Genomic DNA, 19,586 nt, shown 5'->3' with positions numbered 1-19,586 from the left:
ATTACTGCGTCAGGTCAACGGTTTGATTATCAATCAGGCGGGCCTTGCCCAGCCAGGCGGCCATCAGCACCACCGCGCGCTGGCTGTCCACCGTCAGCGGTTGCAGCGTTTCCGCATCACAGATCGCCAGGCCATCAGGACGCAATCCCTGCGCCAGCAGTGCCTCACTGGCTACCTCAATGATCTCGTCAATATGACGCTCGCCATTCTCCAGCCGCGTCGCCATCTCATGCATCACCTGGCTCAGGACCGGTGCCAGCTTACGCTCATCTGCCGTCAGGTAGCCGTTGCGCGAACTCAGCGCCAGGCCATCTTTAGCGCGCACCGTAGGCACACCAACAATCTCAATGTCGAAGCCCATATCGGCCACCATCTTACGAATGATAGCCAGCTGCTGAAAATCCTTTTCACCGAAACAGGCAATATCGGGCTGTACCAGATTAAACAGTTTGCTGACGATAGTGGCCACACCGCGAAAATGACCTGGACGTGTGGCCCCTTCCAGCAGGGAAGAGAGCACCGGCACCTCAACAAAGGTCTGATTCTGCGCGCCCTGCGGATAGACTTCAGCAGGTGAGGGGGCGAAGACCACGTCAACCTGGTGGCGATTCAGCTTTTCACAATCTTCCTGCAGCGTGCGCGGGTAGCGCGCTAAATCATCGGCGCGATCGAACTGCATCGGATTGACAAAGATCGAGACAATCACGATGTCGCCGCGCGCCCGTGCTTCATCCACCAGCGTCAGATGACCTTCATGCAGGTTGCCCATGGTCGGCACCAGCGCAATGCGTTTACCCTGCTGGCGCCAGCGACGGACTTCCTGGCGCAGCATCAGCAGCGTTTCAATGATCAACACGGTGACTCTCCTGGATTACTGGAAACTGTGCTCTGCCGCCGGATAGGTTCCGGCCTCGACTTCGGCGATATAGTGGCGAATCGCCGCGCGAACATCGCCGGTCTCCGCCAGGAAATTTTTGGCAAACTTGGGAATGTGGCCGCCGGTTACGCCCAGCGCGTCATGCATCACCAGAATCTGACCATCGGTGACATTGCCGGCACCGATACCGATCACCGGGATGGTGAGCGCGTCGGTAATCCGCTGCGCTACCGATACCGGCACACACTCCAGCACCATCAGCTGTGCACCTGCGGCTTCCAGCGCCAGCGCATCGGCCAGCAACTGCTCTGCACCGGCTTCATCCCGGCCCTGTACTTTATAGCCGCCAAAGATATTGACCGACTGCGGTGTCAGGCCCAGATGACCACACACCGGAACGGCCCGCTCGGTCAGCATCTGCACGGTCTCAGCCAGCCAGCTGCCGCCTTCCAGCTTCACCATGTTAGCACCGGCACGCATCAGCTGCGCGGCGTTGTCAAAGGTCTGCTGTGGCGTGGCATAACTCATAAACGGCAGGTCGGCGAGCAGCAGTGCCTGTGGTGCGCCACGGCGCACGGCGGCGGTGTGATAGGCGATGTCGCTGACCGTGACCGGCAGGGTGGAATCATGCCCCTGCACCGTCATCCCTAAAGAATCACCAACCAGCAGCACCTGAATACCTTCATCGGCAAACAAGCGGGCAAAACTGAAATCGTAGGCGGTCAGGGTCGCGAATTTTTTACCGCTGGCTTTCGCCTGACGCAGATGTGAAATCGTGGTGGGTTTCATGGCGCTCTCAACTCAGGAATTCTGATGGGCGCAGTTTACTGGATAGCGTGAAAGAGCGGAATCAGAGATGTGCGTTTGTCTGCTCAGCCGTGCCACAGCACGATGCTGCTACTGTCGAGGTTAGCCAGGATTGTGCTGAGTGCGCGACCGTCGGGCAGGCGGGCGTCTGGCGCAATCGCCAGCAGGGGCACCAGCATAAACGCACGATTCAGCAGATCATAGTGCGGCACAATCAGCCGCTCCGTGTTGATTTGCATCTCGCCAAACAGCATCAGATCGATATCCAGCGTGCGCGGACCCCAGCGTTCTGACTTGCGCACCCGGCCATGCTCCCGCTCGATCCGCTGGGTATGGTCAAGCAACGCTTCTGCACTGAGATCGGTCTCCAGCGCCACGGCGGCATTGAGAAAATCGGGCTGATCGGGCGGGCCATATGGCGGCGTGCGGTAGAACGGCGAGGTAGCGATGCGTTGCGTCTGCGGCAACGCATCCAGTGCGGTCAGCGCTGCATCAACCTGATGCAGCGGATCGGCCAGATTACTGCCTAACGCGAGGTAAACCCGTGTCATGAGACGTTCTGGTTGTCACGACGCGGTGCGGAAGGACGGCGGCGCGGACGACGCGATTTATTACGCGGCACCGGATCGTCACCCAGGTTATTGAGCATGTTTTTCTGATGCGGCGGCGCAGCCACCTGGAATTCACCCCACCACTGGCTCAGGCGCAGCAGTTCCGGGTTATTTTCCACTTCCGCCCGCAGCGCCAGCAGATCGTAAGCGGCGCGGAATTTCGGATGCTCCATCAGTTTCCAGGCGCGTTTACCGTGACGGCGGGACATGCGTAACTGCAGCAGCCAGATATCGCGGATTAGCGACGTAATACGTTTCGGAATCGCCAGCGCACGGCAGGCTTCGTCCAGCGTATCGTTCATCGCCATCGCAAAAGCTTCGAAGTAGGTCAGGCCACTCTCCTGCGCAATGCGTTCTGCCGTTTCAAGCTGCGGATACCAGAACATCGCGGCAAACAGGAACGCCGGATTAACGCGCATGTCGTTGTGAATGCGGTTATCGGTGTTTTTCAGCACCTGCGCCAGCATCCGCTCCATGTGGCTGTCGCTGTTTTCGGTGAAGTTGCGCGCCAGCGTCGGGAACAGTGGCTGGAACAGCTGATATTCACACAGCTTGAGATATGTGCTGTAGCCGTAGCCAGCCTGCAACATCTTCAGCGACTCTTCAAACAGGCGAGCAGGCGGAATATCACGCAACAGCGAGGCCAGACGTGGAATCGGCTCGGCGGTTTCCGGCGCAATGCTCATATTGAGTTTGGCAGCAAAGCGTGCGACGCGCAGCATGCGGACCGGATCTTCGCGGTAGCGGGTTTCCGGATCGCCAATCAGGCGAATGATGCCCTGTTCGAGATCGCTGATGCCGCCGACATAGTCACGCACGCTGAAATCAGCCACGCTGTAGTAGAGGCTGTTGATGGTGAGATCGCGTCGCTGGGCATCATCTTCGATTGAGCCGAAGATGTTGTCGCGCAGCAGCATACCGCTCTGGGCACGCTGCGAGCTGTTGCGATCCTCTTCCGGCTCTTCCGCCTGATGATGTCCACGGAAGGTGGCGACTTCGATCACTTCCGGGCCAAACATCACGTGCGCCAGACGGAAACGACGGCCAACCAGGCGACAGTTGCGGAACAACTTACGCATTTGCTCAGGCGTGGCATTGGTGGTCACGTCGAAATCTTTGGGTTTTTGCCCCAGTAGCAAATCGCGCACGCCACCGCCTACCAGATAGGCTTCATAACCGGCTTTGTTCAGGCGATAGAGCACTTTGAGGGCATTTTCGCTGATGTCTTTACGTGAGATGGTATGGCTTTCACGAGGAATGATGGTCATCAGACGCTCTGGTTCAACCTCTGCTGGGGCTTCCTCTTCATCACGCTTCAGGACTTTCCGGCAAAAATTAGCTACTCGGGTAAAAATGGGACACCTCGACAGTGGCAATTAGGGTGTAGGTAAAATCAGCGGCTAATCATAGCCTGTTGAGAACCGTTTGAGAATGCTGTTGTCTATGCATCCGGTTTCAGGGCGTTCTCTTGCGGCATCAAAGCGATATTCCACTGCGCCACCGCATCAGACAGCAGTTTGTCCTGCGTTAAGTCCTGCCAGCCGCCTGAAACCGGCTGTCCGAGGAAGCGTAACGCCGCCACCAACAGGGGTCTGGCATCGCCATCCGGCAGCGGAGGTGCATGATTCTGCTTCGACAACTTATGGCCATCGTGGTTAAGCGCCAGCGGCAGATGCAGCCAGTCAGGCACCGGCCAGCCAAATTGCTGGCAGAGCGCAATCTGTCGCACCGTCGGCTCAATCAAATCTGCGCCGCGAACCACTTCGGTAATGCCCTGAAAATAATCATCGACAACGACCGCCAGGTTATAGGCAAACAGGCCATCACGGCGGTGAATAATAAAATCTTCCTGTGCCAGACGCCTGTCCGCCTCCACACGGCCACGCAGACGATCGTCAAACGCAAAGACCGGCGCATGCTGGCGTAAACGCAGCGCGGCATTCTCCGGTCCGCGTTGCCGTTCACGGCAGTAACCATCATAGAAACCGCCAATCTGCTGAATGCGACGCCGGGGGCAGGTGCAGTAATAGCTTTGACGATGCTGCTGCAGCCAGGCCAGCGCGTCACGGTAGGCCTCATGACGTTGTGACTGCCACAGAACCTCGCCATCCCACTCTAAACCGTAGTGCTCCAGCTGATGCAGGATACGGCTGGCGGCACCCGGTACTTCCCGTGGCGGATCGATATCTTCAATTCTCACCCGCCAGACGCCGTTTTGCGCACGCGCGCTCAGGTAACTGCCCAGGGCAGCAATCAGCGATCCGAAGTGGAGTTCACCAGAGGGAGAAGGGGCGAAGCGACCGATACAGGAGGATGACATAGGTTTCAGAAGTGACCACGCAGCGGACAAAACAGCAGTTGTTCCACTGCGTGGTAACAGGCTGGACGCGGCATCAGCCGGCCATTTGTTTCTCACGAATTTCTGCTAACGTCTTACAGTCGATGCAGAGATCGGCAGTAGGACGGGCTTCGAGACGGCGGATACCAATCTCAACGCCACAGGAATCGCAATAGCCGAAGTCGTCATCTTCAACTTTCTTCAGCGTCTTCTCGATCTTTTTGATCAGTTTACGTTCGCGATCGCGGTTACGCAGCTCCAGGCTGAACTCCTCTTCCTGCGCGGCACGGTCAACCGGGTCCGGGAAGTTAGCGGCTTCATCCTGCATATGAGAAACGGTACGATCGACTTCGTCCCGTAATTGATTACGCCAGGCTTCCAGAATCTTGCGAAAATGGGTCAGCTGCGCATCATTCATATACTCTTCGCCAGGCTTCACCTGATAAGGTTCGACGCCAGCAATAGAGAGAATACTCAGGGACGATGTTTTACGGTTTTGACCTTCTTGCATGTTGCTTCTCCTGGATAACACGCACTATACCCTTCGAATTTCGTCTCGCAGGGGCCTTGCTGCCAGCCTGCATTTGACGTCTGCGGGGTACATCGATCCCCCATTGGGGAAAAAAACAGGCCGCTATAAATAACAGAAGCAGTCAGGGTTGGCAATTCTTCATGAACACACCTTGACAAGCCTGTGAGGAACAGCGTAATTGGCCCTTAGCTCAGAACATTCTTAACACATAAAATTGCAAAAGATATTACAAGGTTACGTTGATCGGCGATTTAAGAAACATTCCCTCCGCCGATAAGTCTGCCTGGTACGCTAAAACCTCTACGCCCTCCTGCTGCGCCTGAGCCAGTTGTTCTGCATACGCCACATCAATGTGACGTGCCGGAGAAACGTCCTCAATCCCCGAGTGCAAAACGGCAAACAACAAAACGGCCCGATGACCCTCTGCCGCAACTGTCGCCAGTTCACGCAGGTGTTTCTGTCCTCGAATCGTCACCGCATCCGGAAAATACCCTTTTCCTTCATGTAGAAGGGTTACGGATTTCACCTCAATATAGCAGTTGCGCCGGGCCTCTGCTTTGAGCAGGAAATCAATTCTGCTTTTTTCAGTGCCATATCTCACTTCCGCCTGACGATGCGTATAACCGGCCAGCGCCGGCAGCCGTTCCTGCTCCAGGGCCTCAGCCACCAGTTGGTTGGCGCGCAGCGTATTCACGCAGATCCAGTGGCCCTGTTGCGTTTCGGTCAGCTCCCAGCTGTGGGGGTATTTGCGCGTCAGGCTATCGGACGTCGAATACCAGACCCGATCGCCCGGCGTGGCGCAGCCGGTCATGGCGCCGGTATTGGCGCAGTGAATCGTCAGAACGTCGCCCTCTGGCGTCACCACATCGGCCAAAAAACGTTTGTAACGGGCAATCAGACGGGCGGGTTTAAGGGGCGGAGAGAAGTGCATGTGGATCCTGAGAATGTAATGGCCAGCTAGCCAGGGCGCGATAGCGGGTGCGGCCCCGGGCATATTCAGAGGCGAACAGAGAAAAGGTAGAGACGCGAAAACGCCAGTGAAAGCCGCGCGGCGGTAACGTCACCGGCTGCGTGGCGTGGCTTAACAGCGTAATGTGCGGATGAAACGGCTGGGGACTCTGGTAACAGCCATGCCGGGCGGCCTGCGCCCGCAGCAGGCTGGCGAGCTGCAACAGACCGCGTGGCGCACGCTGGCAGCCGAGCCAGACCACGCCGGGGCGCGGCCAGTGTCCGGCATCATCCAGGTCGAGATCAAAACCGGGCTGCACAATACGGGAGGCCAGCGTCTGCAGGCGCTGTGAGGTTTCCGGCGCAACTTCACCCAGAAACGCCAGCGTCAGGTGCAGATTCGCCGCGACCACCGGCTGGCCCGCCTCCGCAGGAAAGGTATCGGCCCGCCAGCGCACCAGCTCTTGCTGCATCTCGTCAGGCAGGCTGATGGCAAAAAATAAGCGTTGTGTCGCCATGGCGCTCTCCGGCAAATATCACGGATGGATGCTACAATGCGCGCCATCTTAGCACAGGCAGAAGCGGAGTTTGCTGTGAGCGATTTACCGGTCAGCGCGGTGCTGCCTGACATCCTGGCGGCGCTGAGTGACGCCCCACAAATCCTGCTGGCCGCACCAACCGGCGCGGGCAAATCGACCTGGCTGCCGCTGCAGTTGTTACAGCAGGCGGCGCTGCCAGGACGGATCATCATGCTGGAGCCACGTCGGCTGGCGGCGCGTAATGTGGCGCAGCGGCTGGCGGAGCAACTCGGCGAGCAGCCGGGTGGCACGGTGGGATTCCGGATGCGTGGCGAAAGCTGCGTCGGGCCACAGACCCGGCTGGAAGTGGTGACCGAAGGCATGCTCACGCGCATGCTTCAGCACGACCCGATGCTGGAAGGCGTGTCGCTGGTGATCCTCGATGAATTTCACGAGCGCAGCCTGCAGGCCGATCTGGCGCTGGCGCTGCTGCTTGATGTACAGCAGGGGCTGCGCGACGATCTTAAAATCATGCTGATGTCCGCCACGCTGGACAATGCCCGGCTGGCGGCGCTGCTGCCGGATGCGCCACTGATCGTCTCAGAAGGGCGCAGCTATCCGGTTGAGCGACGTTACGCGTCACTGAATCAGAATGTGCGTTTTGAAGAGGCGGTCGCGCGTGAAGTCGCCCAGCTGCTGCGGGATGAGAGCGGTTCGCTGCTGCTGTTTCTGCCGGGTGTGGCGGAGATCGAACGGGTGAAGCGCGAGCTGGAATCACGCATCAGTGACGACGTTGATCTGACGCCGCTCTATGGCGCACTGCCGCTGGCGGCGCAGCGCCGGGCAATTCTGCCTGCCGCCGACGGCCGCCGCAAAGTGGTGCTTGCCACCAATATCGCCGAAACCAGCCTGACCATTGAGGGGATTCGACTGGTGGTCGACAGTGCGCTGGAACGCAGCGCTCTGTTTGATGCCCGCAGCGGCGTTACGCGTCTGCAGACCCAGCGAATCAGCCAGGCATCGATGATCCAGCGAGCGGGTCGCGCCGGGCGACTGATGCCGGGACTCTGCCTGCATCTGGTGCCGCAGGAGCAGGCATCACGAGCGGCGGCGCAGAGTGAACCGGAAATCGTTAACAGCGATCTCTCGTCGCTGTGGCTGGATCTGCTGCAGTGGGGCTGTACCCAGCCGCAACAGCTGCAGTGGCTGGACCAGCCGCCCGCCAGAAATCTGGATGCGGCGCAGCAGCAGCTGACCCGACTGGGAGCACTGGACAACAACGGCCTGCTCAACACGCTGGGACGGCGCATGGCGCAACTGGGATGCGATCCCCGACTCGCCGCCATACTGTGTGCCGCAGGCGATGAGCCGGATGCGGTCGCCAGCGCCGCGCTGCTGGTGGCGATTCTGGAAGATCCTCCCCGCAGCGGCAGCGCCGACCTGCGTGATGCGCTGCATCGGCCGCAGGCGCAATGGCAGCGGCGGGCGCAGCAGTGGCAGCAGCGGCTTAAAATCCGTGGCGGGCGCATCGATGAAGATCGTTTCGCCGGATTGCTGGCGGTGGGCTTTGGCGATCGGCTGGCGCGGCGACGCGATCAGAGCGGTCGCTATCAGCTGGCCAACGGGCTGGGCGCCAGACTCGATGAGCAGGATGGCCTGACGCGTAATGAGTGGCTGATTGCGCCTGCTCTGTTGCAGGGCAGTGCCACACCGGATGCCCGGATGTTGCTGGCACTGCCGGTCGATATTGAAACGCTATGCCAGCAGCAGCCCGCCCTGATTGAGCGCCGGACCGAAGTAGAGTGGGATGAAGAGAAAGGCACGCTGCGTGCTTTCAGACGTGAGCAGATTGGCGCGCTGATACTGAAAACCCAGCCGATGGCGCGCCCGGAACCGGAGGTGCTGCACGCGGCCATGCTGCGCTGGATCGCCGAAAAAGGTCTGTCGATACTGGGCTGGACGCCGGAGGCCGAACAGCTGCGCCTGCGCATCCAGTGTGCGGCCCGGTGGCTGCCGGAAGAGAGCTGGCCCGCGACTGACGATGAAACGCTGCTTGAGAGCCTGTCGCAGTGGCTGTTGCCGCAGATGTCAGCGGTACGCGATCTCCGCAGCCTGCAGGCGGTGAACCTGACCACGGCACTCTTACATTTACTCACATGGTCACAGCGTCAGCGGCTGGATACTGTGCTGCCAACTCATTACACTGTGCCCACCGGAAGCCGGCTGCCAATCCGCTACGATGCGGAGAAGCCGCCCGCGCTGGCGGTAAGGATTCAGGAGATGTTTGGCGAAGCGCAGAATCCCACCGTGGCGGAAGGACGTATTCCGCTGGTGCTGGAGCTGTTATCGCCCGCCCAGCGCCCGTTGCAGATCACCCGCGATCTGGCGGCGTTCTGGCGCGGTGCCTGGCCGGAGGTCAGGAAAGAGATGAAGGGACGTTATCCTAAACATCCCTGGCCCGAGGATCCGGCCACCGCCTTGCCAACAAGGCGAACCAAAAAAATGTCCCCGCAGGGTTGAGTCCACTGGATCGAATTCAGAGGGTTCTGCCATGCGGCACGCGAGAAAGCAGTTAGAGTAGCGGCGCTGCCGTAAGCACTGCCTGGAGAAGAAAAGTAATGTCTGGGAACGATCGCGAACCAATAGGGCGCAAAGGTAAACCGTTGCCGCCGCGCAGCAGTGCGGGCCGGGGACGACGCAGGGATATCGAACAGGATATCGATCAGGACGATTTTAATGATGACGAGGAGGAAGCGCCGGTGCCACGTAAAGGTAAAGGTGGAAAACCGCCGCGCGGCAAACGCCGTTGGCTGGGATGGGTAATCAAACTGTTCCTGGTGTTTGTGGTGGTCATGGCCGCGTGGGGCATCTACCTCGACTCGGAAATTCGCAGCCGGATTGACGGTAAAGTGTGGCAACTGCCCGCCACCGTCTATGGCCGCATGGTCAGCCTGGAACCCGGCATGGCCTACAACAAAAGTGAAATGGTGGCGCTGCTGGAAGGTACTCAGTATCGCGAAGTCTCCCGTATTACCCGCCCTGGCGAGTTTTCGGTGAAGGGCAACACCATCGATCTGCTGCGTCGCCCGTTTGATTTCCCCGACAGTAAAGAGGGGCAGATCCACGCGCGCATGAGCTTCAGTAAAGATGAGCTGAGCGAGATTAAAAACCTCGAAACCGGTCGTGATTTTGGCTTTTTCCGCCTCGATCCGCGCCTGATCACCATGCTGCAGTCGCCGAACGGTGAACAGCGACTCTTCGTACCGCGCGCCGGTTTCCCGGATCTGCTGGTCGATACGCTGATCGCCACCGAAGATCGCCATTTCTATGAGCATGATGGCATCAGCCCTTACTCCATCGGCCGCGCCTTCCTGGCGAACATCACGGCCGGGAAAGCGGTGCAGGGCGGCAGTACGCTGACGCAGCAGCTGGTGAAGAACCTGTTCCTCACCAACGAGCGTTCGCTGTGGCGTAAAGCGCGTGAAGCCTACATGGCGGTGATCATGGATGCGCGCTACAGCAAAGATCGCATCCTGGAGCTCTACCTGAACGAGGTCTATCTCGGTCAGGCTGGCAGCGATCAGATCCGCGGTTTCCCGCTGGCCAGCCTCTACTACTTTGGCCGTCCGGTTGATGAGCTGAGTCTGGATCAGCAGGCGATGCTGGTCGGCATGGTGAAAGGCGCGTCGCTCTATAATCCGTGGCGTAACCCGAAACTGGCGCTGGAACGACGCAACCTCGTGCTGCGCCTGTTGCAGCAGCAGAAAGTGATCGACCAGGAGCTGTATGACATGCTGTCGGCCCGTCCGCTGGGCGTGCAGCCGAAAGGCGGCGTGATTACGCCGCAGCCGGCCTTTATGCAGATGGTGCGTAACGAGCTTCAGGCAAAACTGGGCGACAAGGTGAAAGATCTCTCCGGGGTGAAAATCTTCACCACGCTGGATCCGGTGTCGCAGGATGCGGCCGAAAAAGCGGTGATCGATGGCATTCCGACGCTGAAAAAACAGCGTGGTCTGAAAGATCTGGAAACCGCGATGGTGGTGGTTGACCGTTTCAGCGGCGAAGTCCGCGCTATGGTCGGCGGTGCCGATCCACAGTATGCCGGTTACAACCGCGCGCTGCAGGCACGTCGCTCTATCGGCTCACTGGCGAAACCGGCGACTTACCTGACCGCGCTGAGTCAGCCAAACAGCTACCGGCTGAACAGCTGGATCGCCGATGAACCGATTGCGCTGAAACAGCCAAACGGCAGCATCTGGAAACCGATGAACGACGATCGTCGCTTCAGCGGCAAAGTGATGCTGGTAGATGCGCTGACCAACTCAATGAACGTGCCGACCGTAAACCTCGGCATGACGCTGGGGCTGGATGCGGTGGTGGATACCTGGAACAAGCTGGGCGTGCCGAAAGAGCAGCTGCATCCGGTGCCATCGATGCTGCTGGGTGCCTTAAACCTGACGCCGGTTGAAGTGGCTCAGGCGTTCCAGTCGATTGCCAGCGGCGGCAACCGCGCGTCGCTGTCAGCGGTGCGTTCGGTGATTGCGGAAGATGGCAGCGTGCTCTATCAGAGCTATCCGCAGGCGCAGCGTGTTGAGCCGGCGCAGGCCGCTTATCTGACGCTCTACACCATGCAACAGGTAGCTGACCACGGTACCGCCCGTGCGCTGGGCGCGCGTTTCCCGAATGCGCATCTGGCGGGCAAAACCGGTACTACCAACGATCTGGTGGACAGCTGGTTTGCCGGTATTGATGGCAAAGAAGTGGCGATCACCTGGGTGGGACGCGATAACAACCAGCCGACCAAACTCTATGGTGCCAGCGGCGCGATGCAGCTCTACCGTCGCTACCTGGACATTCAGGCCCCGATGCCGTTACAGCTGACGCCGCCGGAAGATGTGTCGCTGATGAATGTGGATTCTGCCGGTAACTTTGTCTGCGGCACAGGCAGCAGCACCTGGCGTTCTCTGCCAGTGTGGGCGCTGGATCCGAATGCCCTGTGTCAGCAACAGCAGCAGCAGGTTCAGCAGCAACAACAGCTCTTCGATCAGCAGCAGCAACAACAGCAGCAGCCGCAACAACCGGCCCAGCAACAGCAACAGCAGGAGCAGAAAGATAGCGACGGCGTAGCAGGGTGGATAAAAGATATGTTTGGCAAATAAATCAGTCAGACAGGTTAAAAAGGGCGCTTCGGCGCCCTTTTTTTGTTCCTGATCAATACGCGTCAATCGGCCTGCAAACGGCGTCACTACTGGGATTTCTTCTTGCAGTACCTGCTGAATTTCGCATATTATCTAAGCGTTATAATAATCATTATCGTTTCGATTCGCCTGCCTGAGCCTATTGTTAAGAGACACTTTTATGAATGCGCGAACGACTTTTTCTGACAACACCAAAAAAACATTTTCCCGACCGCTTCTGGGCATCATGATCTCACTGAGCCTGAGCTCCTCTCTTTACGCCGCGCAGACGGAGACGATGGTCGTCTCGGCTGATGGCGGCAGCGGCGTCGAGGCGGAAAGCGCCTGGGGACCAGCACCCACCGTGGCAGCGAAACGCAGCGCCACCGGGACCAAAACTGATACCCCCATTGAAAAAAATCCGCAGTCCATCTCCGTGGTCACCCGTGAAGAGATGGAGATGCGTAACGTAACCAGCGTGAAAGGGGCGTTTAACTACACGCCTGGCGTGCTGACCGGTAACCGGGGCAGCTCAGACGTGATTGATGCGTTGTCGATTCGCGGTTTCAGCGAAACCAACACCAATCAGTATCTGGATGGTCTGAAACTGCAGGGTGACAACTACTCTGAGTTTGCCATCGATCCTTACTTCCTGGAACGTGCTGAACTGCTGCGCGGCCCGGTTTCGGTGCTCTACGGTAAGAGCAATCCCGGCGGCGTGGTCTCGCTGGTGAGTAAGCGTCCGACCCAGGAAACCCTGCGCGAAGTGCAGTTCCAGATGGGTAACGACAACCTCTTCTCGACCGGCTTTGACTTTGGCGGCGCGCTGGACGACGACGGCGTCTACAGCTATCGCCTGACCGGCCAGGCGCGCAGTCAGGATGCGCAGCAGGCGATGAACAAAGAGAAGCGCTATACCATCGCACCGGCTTTCAGCTGGCGTCCCGACGATCGCACCCGCATTGACCTGCTCACCTATTTCCAGAACGAGCCAGAAACCGGTTATTACGGCTGGCTGCCGCGTCAGGGCATGGTGGTACCGATCACCCGCGCCGATGGCAGCCAGTACAAACTGCCAACCAACTTTGATGAAGGCGAGCAGAGCAACAAGATTTCACGCAACACCAAAATGGTCGGTTATAACGCCGAGCACAGCTTTAACGACACCTGGACGCTGCGCCAGAACCTGCGTTATGCCGACCTGCGCACCGATTACCGCAGCATTTATGGCAATGGTTTCCTGCCGGCGACTCAGGAAATCACGCGCGGTTCGGCGGTTTCAGAAGAGAAACTCAACCAACTGGCGGTCGATACCCAGGCGCAGGCGAAATTCGCCACCGGCCAGGTTGATCATACGCTGCTGCTGGGCGTGGACTTCCAGCGTACCCGCAATGATATCGATGCACAATTTGGCACTGCCTCCAGCCTGAATGCGGTTAATCCGCAATATGGTGATAACAGCGTAACGCCATTTGGTCCTTATCAGCATCTCAACAAGCAGCGTCAGACCGGCCTCTATGCTCAGGATCAGATGGAGTGGAACCGCTGGGTGCTGACGCTGGGTGGCCGCTACGACTATGCCATGAACTCGGTTTACGATCGGGTAGCGGATAGCGTTGATCGCCAGAACGATCAGGCCTTTACCTGGCGCGGCGGCCTGAACTATGTGTTTGATAATGGCATCGCGCCTTACTTCAGCTACAGCGAAGCCTTTATTCCGAATGCAGGTTCGACCTATGAGGGTCAGGCATTTGATCCGTCACGTGCTAAGCAGTATGAAGCGGGCGTGAAGTATGTGCCGAAAGATCGTCCGGTGGTGCTCACCGCCGCGCTTTATCAGCTGACCAAAACCAAGAACCTGACTGCCGATCCCGATCCAAACAGAGCTTTTTTCAGCGTTCAGAGCGGTGAAATCCGGTCACGGGGCGTAGAGCTGGAAGCTAAAGCGGCGCTGAATGCCAACGTTAACCTGACGGCGTCCTACACCTACACCGATGTGGAATATACCGAAGACACCCAGCTCAAAGGCAAAACGCCGGTACAGGTGCCGAAACATATGGCCTCACTGTGGAGCGACTACACCTTCCACGAGACAGCCCTTTCAGGCGTAACGCTTGGCGCGGGTGTGCGTTATGTCGGTGAGAGTCAGGGCCTTTACAGCACTGGCACTGAGCAGAACCAGAACTTTAAAGTTGCCGGTTACACCACGGTGGATGCGGCGCTGAAATATGATCTGGGTCGTTTCGGTTTGCCGGGTTCGACTGTGGGCGTCAACGTCAACAATCTGTTTGACCGCGACTACGTCGCCAGCTGCTATCGTGAATACGCCTGCTACTGGGGTGCGGAGCGCCAGATTGTCGGCACCGCGACCTTCAGATTCTGATTTAACCGGGCGCTTCGGCGCCCGTTCACAGGGATAACCATGCCGCATCCGCACGCAGAAGAGGCGACCTTTACGCTGAAAAACGCCAGTTTTGAAGTGCCGGGCCGGACTCTCCTTCAGCCACTGTCGCTGACCTTTCCGCCGGGAAAAGTGACCGGGCTGATCGGTCACAACGGCTCGGGCAAATCAACACTGTTAAAAATGCTGGGTCGTCACCACGCGGCCAGCAGCGGAGAGGTGCTGTTGAATCAGCAGCCCGTCGGACGCTGGAACAGCAAAGCCTTTGCCCGTCAGGTGGCCTATCTGCCGCAGCAGTTACCGGCAGCCGAAGGGATGACGGTGCGTGAACTGGTGGCGATTGGCCGCTATCCCTGGCACGGCGCGCTGGGGCGCTTTGGTCAGGAAGATCGCGACCGGGTAGAGGATGCGATTGCCCAGGTCGGACTTAACGCCTTTGCCGGACGGCTGGTAGATAGCCTGTCGGGCGGCGAGCGTCAGCGCGCCTGGCTGGCGATGATGGTGGCGCAGAACAGCCGTTGTCTGCTGCTGGATGAACCGACGTCGGCGCTGGATATTGCCCATCAGGTTGAGGTGCTGGCGCTGATAAAAGCGCTGAGCCAGCAGCGCGGCTTAACCGTGATTGCGGTGCTGCACGATATCAATATGGCAGCACGCTACTGCGATCATCTGGTGGCGCTGCGTCAGGGCGCGATGATTGCCGAAGGAGACGCAGAGGCGATTATGCAGGCTGAGGTGCTCGGTGCGATTTATGGCATTCCGATGGGCATTTTACCGCACCCGCAGGGCGGCACGCCGGTCAGTTTTGTCTGTTAAGGAGAGGATGATGCCCGATCTTAATCGCCGCCGACTGATGCTGGCGCTGGCAGTCTCTCCGCTGTTTTGTGCGCTTCCCCTGCGTGCCGCCACGCCAAATTCGGGTCGGATTATTGCACTGGAGTGGTTACCCACCGAACTGCTGATAGCACTAGGCGTCACGCCCTGGGGCGTGGCCGATCTGCACAACTACAACATCTGGGTAGGGGAGCCGCCGCTGCCTGAAGGCGTGATCGATGTAGGTCTGCGCACTGAACCCAATCTTGAGCTGATGGCGCAAATGCAGCCGTCGCTGATCCTCTGCTCCAACGGCTACGGCCCGCCTAAAGAGAAACTGACGCGCATCGCGCCCATTATGGGCTTCGACCTCCACAGCGGCGACGGGAAACCTCTCACTGCCGCGCGCGCATCGCTGCGTCAGCTGGCGGCGCGCCTTGGATTAAGCGCGCGAGCAGAACAGCATCTGCGCGAGGTCGATGATCAGCTGGCGGCGGCGCGCCAGCGGCTGGCGCCCTATGCCGGACGCACTATCCTGCTGATGTCGCTGCTCGACAGTCGTCACGCCATTACCTTCGGCAAAAACAGTCTGTTTCTGGAAGTGATGACTCTGCTGGGCCTGAAAAATGGCTGGCAGGGCGAAACAAATTTCTGGGGCAGCGCGGTGATCGGCATTGAAAAGCTGGCGCAGGTCGGGGATGTGGATGTCATCTGCTTTGATCATGATAACGATGCGGAGATGCAGCAACTGATGCGCAGCCCGCTGTGGCAGTCGCTGCCGTTTGTACGCACCGGACGCTTTCAGCGCGTCCCGGCCGTCTGGTATTACGGTGCGACGCTCTCGGCGCTGCACTTTGTTCGCGTGCTGGAACGCGCGCTGGAGACGCACTGATGCGCCATGCTCTGTTTCCCGCAGGCCTCCTCAGCCTGCTGTTTCTGCTGGCGCTCAGCCTGACGCTGGTCAATCTGCATCAGGCGTTGCCACAGGCTGAATGGTGGCAGGCACTCTGGTCACCGGTGGTCGATAGCCTGCCGCAGATGGTGTTTCACTACAGCCTGCTGCCGCGCACGGTACTGGCGCTGCTGGTGGGTGCCGGGCTGGGCTTAGCCGGTCTGCTGTTTCAGCAGATATTGCGTAATCCGCTGGCGGAGCCAACCACGCTGGGCGTCTCTTCAGGTGCACAGGTGGGCATTACCGTGGCGACGCTGTGGCATCTGCCGGGCGGGGCGCTGACACAGCAGTTTGCCGCGCTCAGTGGCGCGCTGCTGGTGGGCGCGCTGGTGTTTGGTGTGGCCTGGGGCAAACGTCTGTCGCCGGTAACGCTGATTCTGGCCGGGCTGGTGCTGAGCCTCTACAGCGGCGCGGTGAATCAAATCTTCGCTATCTTCAATCACGATCAGCTGCAGAACATGTTTCTGTGGAGCACTGGCGCGCTGAATCAGATGAGCTGGGAAAATGTGCAGCAACTCTGGCCGCGCCTGCTGCTGGCGTTTGTGCTGGCGCTGGCGCTGCTGCGTCCGCTGACGCTGATGGGGCTGGATGATGGCGTAGCGAAAAACCTTGGCCTTGCGCTCTCCGTGGCGCGTGTCGGTGGCCTCGGGCTGGCGATCCTGCTCAGCGCACAGCTGGTCAACGTCGCCGGTATCATCGGCTTTATCGGGCTGTTTGCGCCGCTGCTGGCGAAGATGCTGGGTGGACGACGGCTCATCACCCGGATGCTGCTGGCTCCGCTGACTGGCGCGCTGCTGCTGTGGCTGGCGGACAGTTGCGTGTTGTGGCTCAGCACCCACTGGCGCGATATCCCGACCGGCACCGCCACGGCGCTGCTCGGCGTACCGATTCTGCTGTGGCTGCTGCCGCGACTGCGCACCGGTTCGGTGCCGCCCGCGCTGAATCAGGGTGATAAGGTGCCCGTCGAGCGACAGAACCTGCTGCGCTGGGCGCTGACGGGACTTGCCATCCTGGCACTGCTGGGGTGGGGCGGTCTGGCGTTTGGGCGAGATGCGCAGGGCTGGGTCTGGTCAGCGGGTGAGATGCTGCAATCGCTGCTGCCGTGGCGCGCACCGCGCGTGCTGGCCGCGCTGGTGACCGGCCTGATGCTGGGCGTGGCGGGGAGTCTGATTCAGCGGCTGACCGGCAATCCCATGGCCAGTCCGGAAGTGCTGGGCATCAGTTCGGGTGCCGCTTTTGGCGTGGTGATGATGATGTTCTTTGTGCCGGGCGATGCGCTGGCCTGGCTGCTGCCCGCCGGTGCGCTGGGCGCGGCGCTGACGCTGCTGGTGATCATGGCGGTAGCCAGTCGGGGCGGCTTTTCGCCGGAACGAATGCTGCTGGCGGGCATGGCGCTTAACAGCGCCTTTGTCACCCTGCTGATGCTACTGCTGGCGAGTGGCGATCCGCGTATGGGCGGGCTGCTGAGCTGGATCTCCGGCTCGACCTATAACATCAGCGGCACTCAGGCGATTCAGAGCGCAGTCTGCGCGCTGGTGCTGGTGTCGCTGGCACCGCTGGCCAGTCGCTGGCTGACGTTGCTGCCGCTGGGAAGCGCTACCGCACGCTCGGCCGGTATGGCGTTGACGCCTGCGCGGCTGAGTCTGCTGCTGCTGGCGGCCGCGCTGACCGCCAGCGCGACACTGACTATCGGCCCGCTGAGTTTTGTCGGACTAATGGCGCCCCATATGGCACGCATGCTGGGATTCCGGCGGGCGTTGCCGCAACTGCTGCTGTCAGGATTACTGGGGGCGGGATTGATGGTGCTGGCTGACTGGTGCGGACGAATGCTGGCATTCCCGGATCAGATCCCAGCCGGGCTGATGGCGACCTTTTTAGGCGCGCCTTACTTTATCTGGCTGCTGCGGCGTTCAGGTTAAGAGGAAAAAGCAGGCTGGTTTCAGACGCCGGCCAGATCCAAAGTAGGGTGAATCTGACAACAACGAAGAAGCTCAATGCGCAGGAAATTGGGTCAGAGGAGGAAAGCGTCCCGCGCCAGGGACGGCGCGGGCCGAGCGAGTCAAGGATGACGGCTTTCGCGCCTTTCCGATCTGACCCTGTTTCCTGTGCGTGCACCCTCTCACAACAGAGCGGGGCAAGCCTCATCAATAACAAAAGACCAACTGCTGCCGGTCTTCATCTTTAACGCTGCCGAAATTACAGCTTCGCGAAACAACGACGCGCGGCGTCGACAGTGCGCTGAATATCCTCTTCGCTGTGCGCCAGCGACATAAAGCCCGCTTCATAGGCTGAAGGCGCAAAGTAAACGCCCTCCTCAAGCATCAGGTGGAAGAAGGTTTTAAAGCGCTCCACATCGCAGCGGGTTACATCGGCGTAACAGGTCACACTGTCAGCATCGGTGAAGAACAGGCCGAACATCCCGCCAACATGGTTAATCACCAGCGGGATATTTTGCTGTTGTGCTGCTTCGCGCAGACCCTCTGCCAGCTTGCGGGTCAGGGCATCCAGCTTCTCATGGGTGCCCGGCTGCGCGATCTGCGTCAGGCAGGCGAAACCCGCCGCCATGGCGATCGGGTTACCAGAGAGCGTTCCCGCCTGATAAACCGGACCGGTCGGGGCCAGCGCTGCCATCACTTCGCGACGGCCACCGAACGCACCGACGGGCATTCCGCCACCAATGATTTTCCCAAGGCAGGTCAAATCAGGGCGCACATTGTAATGAGCCTGCGCGCCACCCAGCGCGACACGGAAACCGGTCATCACTTCATCAATAATCAGCAGTGCGCCGAACTCATCACACAGGGAACGCAGACCCGGCAGGAACTCCGGCTGCGGTGGGATGCAGTTCATGTTGCCAGCCACCGGCTCAACGATGATGGCCGCAATCGACTCGGGATATTGCTCAAAAGCGCTGCGCACTGAGTCGAGATCGTTAAAGGTGCAGGTCAGGGTATGTTTAGCGAAATCGGCCGGTACGCCCGGCGAGTTCGGCTGACCCAGTGTTAACGCACCGGAGCCGGCTTTCACCAGCAGATGATCGGCGTGGCCGTGGTAGCAGCCTTCAAACTTGATGATTTTATCGTGGCCGGTAAAGCCACGCGCCAGACGGATAGCGCTCATAGTCGCTTCGGTGCCGGAGTTGACCATCCGCACCATCTCCATGCTCGGCACCAGCTCACACACCAGCTGTGCCATGGTCACTTCCATTTCGGTCGGTGCGCCAAAACTTAAGCCGCGCTGTGCCGCTTCAATCACGGCGTTACGGATCGCCGCGTTGTTATGACCCAGCACCATCGGACCCCATGAGCCGACATAGTCGATATAGGCTTTGCCGTCAGCGTCATAGAGATAGGCGCCATCAGCGTGTTCAATAAACAGCGGAACGCCGCCCACACCGGTAAATGCGCGTACTGGCGAGTTTACGCCACCCGGGATCAGGCGTTGTGCCTCGGCAAACAGTTGTTCGGACTTACTCATTTTCGGCTCCAGCGGTTCATAAAAATATTGCGCCATTCTACGGAAGAGGGGCAGCAGACGAAAGGTGGATTCACCCCCTGTGCCCTTAACAGGAGTGAAAGCGGCACAGAGTGCGAAGGGCAGAGCTTGATTGCG

At 59.4% G+C, this 19,586-nt stretch carries 15 protein-coding genes; 6 read left to right on the top strand and 9 right to left on the bottom strand.

What is annotated here, in order from left to right:
• Position 1 precedes the first annotated feature (1 nt).
• The 8 genes from panC to thpR all read right to left on the bottom strand — a co-directional run bounded on the left by panC (position 2) and on the right by thpR (position 6,631).
• Positions 2 to 856, bottom strand: a complete 855-nt coding sequence (gene panC, locus ACXKZD_RS15780) for a pantoate--beta-alanine ligase (protein WP_033787357.1) — start codon at positions 854 to 856, stop codon at positions 2 to 4.
• A gap of 15 nt (positions 857 to 871) precedes the next feature.
• The gene (gene panB / locus ACXKZD_RS15775; RefSeq protein ID WP_010254026.1) at positions 872 to 1,666 is read right to left on the bottom strand and encodes a 3-methyl-2-oxobutanoate hydroxymethyltransferase; all 795 of its coding nucleotides are present in this window, start codon (positions 1,664 to 1,666) and stop codon (positions 872 to 874) included.
• 83 nt (positions 1,667 to 1,749) lie between these two features.
• Complete coding sequence (gene folK / locus ACXKZD_RS15770) at positions 1,750 to 2,235, bottom strand: 2-amino-4-hydroxy-6-hydroxymethyldihydropteridine diphosphokinase (protein WP_488981723.1); 486 nt, start codon at positions 2,233 to 2,235, stop codon at positions 1,750 to 1,752.
• Positions 2,232 to 3,650 carry a polynucleotide adenylyltransferase PcnB gene (gene pcnB, locus ACXKZD_RS15765; RefSeq protein WP_203583884.1) on the bottom strand — a complete coding sequence of 473 codons (1,419 nt, stop codon included), beginning with the start codon at positions 3,648 to 3,650 and terminating at the stop codon, positions 2,232 to 2,234. Before pcnB ends, folK begins: the two co-directional genes overlap by 4 nt.
• Before the next feature lie 86 nt (positions 3,651 to 3,736).
• Positions 3,737 to 4,615: a tRNA glutamyl-Q(34) synthetase GluQRS gene (gluQRS, locus tag ACXKZD_RS15760; RefSeq protein ID WP_488981722.1), complete on the bottom strand. Its 879-nt coding sequence runs from the start codon at positions 4,613 to 4,615 to the stop codon at positions 3,737 to 3,739.
• Positions 4,616 to 4,688: 73 nt separating this feature from the next.
• The gene (dksA, locus tag ACXKZD_RS15755) at positions 4,689 to 5,144 is read right to left on the bottom strand and encodes an RNA polymerase-binding protein DksA (protein WP_010254035.1); all 456 of its coding nucleotides are present in this window, start codon (positions 5,142 to 5,144) and stop codon (positions 4,689 to 4,691) included.
• Positions 5,145 to 5,391: 247 nt separating this feature from the next.
• Entirely contained in the window at positions 5,392 to 6,096 is a 705-nt protein-coding gene (sfsA, locus tag ACXKZD_RS15750; RefSeq protein WP_033756614.1) for a DNA/RNA nuclease SfsA, read from the bottom strand.
• Positions 6,074 to 6,631: an RNA 2',3'-cyclic phosphodiesterase gene (gene thpR / locus ACXKZD_RS15745; protein ID WP_488981721.1), complete on the bottom strand. Its 558-nt coding sequence runs from the start codon at positions 6,629 to 6,631 to the stop codon at positions 6,074 to 6,076. Before thpR ends, sfsA begins: the two co-directional genes overlap by 23 nt.
• A 36-nt stretch (positions 6,632 to 6,667) precedes the next feature.
• On the opposite strand from thpR, the gene hrpB reads away from it, so the two are divergent.
• The 6 genes from hrpB to fhuB all read left to right on the top strand — a co-directional run bounded on the left by hrpB (position 6,668) and on the right by fhuB (position 17,893).
• A complete protein-coding gene (gene hrpB, locus ACXKZD_RS15740) occupies positions 6,668 to 9,151 on the top strand; it encodes an ATP-dependent helicase HrpB (RefSeq protein WP_033756617.1) in 2,484 nt (827 codons plus the stop codon).
• A 98-nt stretch (positions 9,152 to 9,249) separates the two neighbouring features.
• Complete coding sequence (gene mrcB / locus ACXKZD_RS15735) at positions 9,250 to 11,790, top strand: bifunctional glycosyl transferase/transpeptidase (RefSeq protein ID WP_010254047.1); 2,541 nt, start codon at positions 9,250 to 9,252, stop codon at positions 11,788 to 11,790.
• A gap of 199 nt (positions 11,791 to 11,989) precedes the next feature.
• Positions 11,990 to 14,191, top strand: coding sequence for a ferrichrome porin FhuA (gene fhuA, locus ACXKZD_RS15730; protein ID WP_488981720.1), 2,202 nt, complete (start codon positions 11,990 to 11,992; stop codon positions 14,189 to 14,191).
• Positions 14,192 to 14,230: 39 nt separating this feature from the next.
• Positions 14,231 to 15,025 carry a Fe3+-hydroxamate ABC transporter ATP-binding protein FhuC gene (gene fhuC, locus ACXKZD_RS15725; RefSeq protein ID WP_488981719.1) on the top strand — a complete coding sequence of 265 codons (795 nt, stop codon included), beginning with the start codon at positions 14,231 to 14,233 and terminating at the stop codon, positions 15,023 to 15,025.
• Between the two features lie 10 nt (positions 15,026 to 15,035).
• Positions 15,036 to 15,914, top strand: a complete 879-nt coding sequence (gene fhuD, locus ACXKZD_RS15720) for a Fe(3+)-hydroxamate ABC transporter substrate-binding protein FhuD (protein ID WP_346542346.1) — start codon at positions 15,036 to 15,038, stop codon at positions 15,912 to 15,914.
• On the top strand, positions 15,914 to 17,893 hold the full coding sequence (gene fhuB, locus ACXKZD_RS15715) for a Fe(3+)-hydroxamate ABC transporter permease FhuB (RefSeq protein WP_488981718.1): 1,980 nt from the start codon (positions 15,914 to 15,916) through the stop codon (positions 17,891 to 17,893). Before fhuD ends, fhuB begins: the two co-directional genes overlap by 1 nt.
• Positions 17,894 to 18,170: 277 nt before the next feature.
• Here fhuB and hemL read toward each other — a convergent pair whose 3' ends face one another.
• Complete coding sequence (hemL, locus tag ACXKZD_RS15710) at positions 18,171 to 19,451, bottom strand: glutamate-1-semialdehyde 2,1-aminomutase (protein ID WP_033756925.1); 1,281 nt, start codon at positions 19,449 to 19,451, stop codon at positions 18,171 to 18,173.
• Positions 19,452 to 19,586: the final 135 nt, after the last annotated feature.

Source organism: Pantoea sp. ABR1s (assembly GCF_057812235.1).
This window is presented reverse-complemented; position numbering and strand designations above follow the sequence as displayed.

Excerpts from the sequence above, each read along its gene's own strand:
- panB (WP_010254026.1), bottom strand. The coding sequence starts at position 1,666 with ATGAAACCCACCACGATTTCACATCTGCGTCAGGCGAAAGCCAGCGGT.
- folK (WP_488981723.1), bottom strand. The coding sequence starts at position 2,235 with ATGACACGGGTTTACCTCGCGTTAGGCAGTAATCTGGCCGATCCGCTG.
- gluQRS (WP_488981722.1), bottom strand. The coding sequence starts at position 4,615 with ATGTCATCCTCCTGTATCGGTCGCTTCGCCCCTTCTCCCTCTGGTGAA.
- dksA (WP_010254035.1), bottom strand. The coding sequence starts at position 5,144 with ATGCAAGAAGGTCAAAACCGTAAAACATCGTCCCTGAGTATTCTCTCT.
- sfsA (WP_033756614.1), bottom strand. The coding sequence starts at position 6,096 with ATGCACTTCTCTCCGCCCCTTAAACCCGCCCGTCTGATTGCCCGTTAC.
- thpR (WP_488981721.1), bottom strand. The coding sequence starts at position 6,631 with ATGGCGACACAACGCTTATTTTTTGCCATCAGCCTGCCTGACGAGATG.
- hrpB (WP_033756617.1), top strand. The coding sequence starts at position 6,668 with ATGCGCGCCATCTTAGCACAGGCAGAAGCGGAGTTTGCTGTGAGCGAT.
- mrcB (WP_010254047.1), top strand. The coding sequence starts at position 9,250 with ATGTCTGGGAACGATCGCGAACCAATAGGGCGCAAAGGTAAACCGTTG.
- fhuA (WP_488981720.1), top strand. The coding sequence starts at position 11,990 with ATGAATGCGCGAACGACTTTTTCTGACAACACCAAAAAAACATTTTCC.
- fhuC (WP_488981719.1), top strand. The coding sequence starts at position 14,231 with ATGCCGCATCCGCACGCAGAAGAGGCGACCTTTACGCTGAAAAACGCC.
- fhuD (WP_346542346.1), top strand. The coding sequence starts at position 15,036 with ATGCCCGATCTTAATCGCCGCCGACTGATGCTGGCGCTGGCAGTCTCT.
- fhuB (WP_488981718.1), top strand. The coding sequence starts at position 15,914 with ATGCGCCATGCTCTGTTTCCCGCAGGCCTCCTCAGCCTGCTGTTTCTG.
- hemL (WP_033756925.1), bottom strand. The coding sequence starts at position 19,451 with ATGAGTAAGTCCGAACAACTGTTTGCCGAGGCACAACGCCTGATCCCG.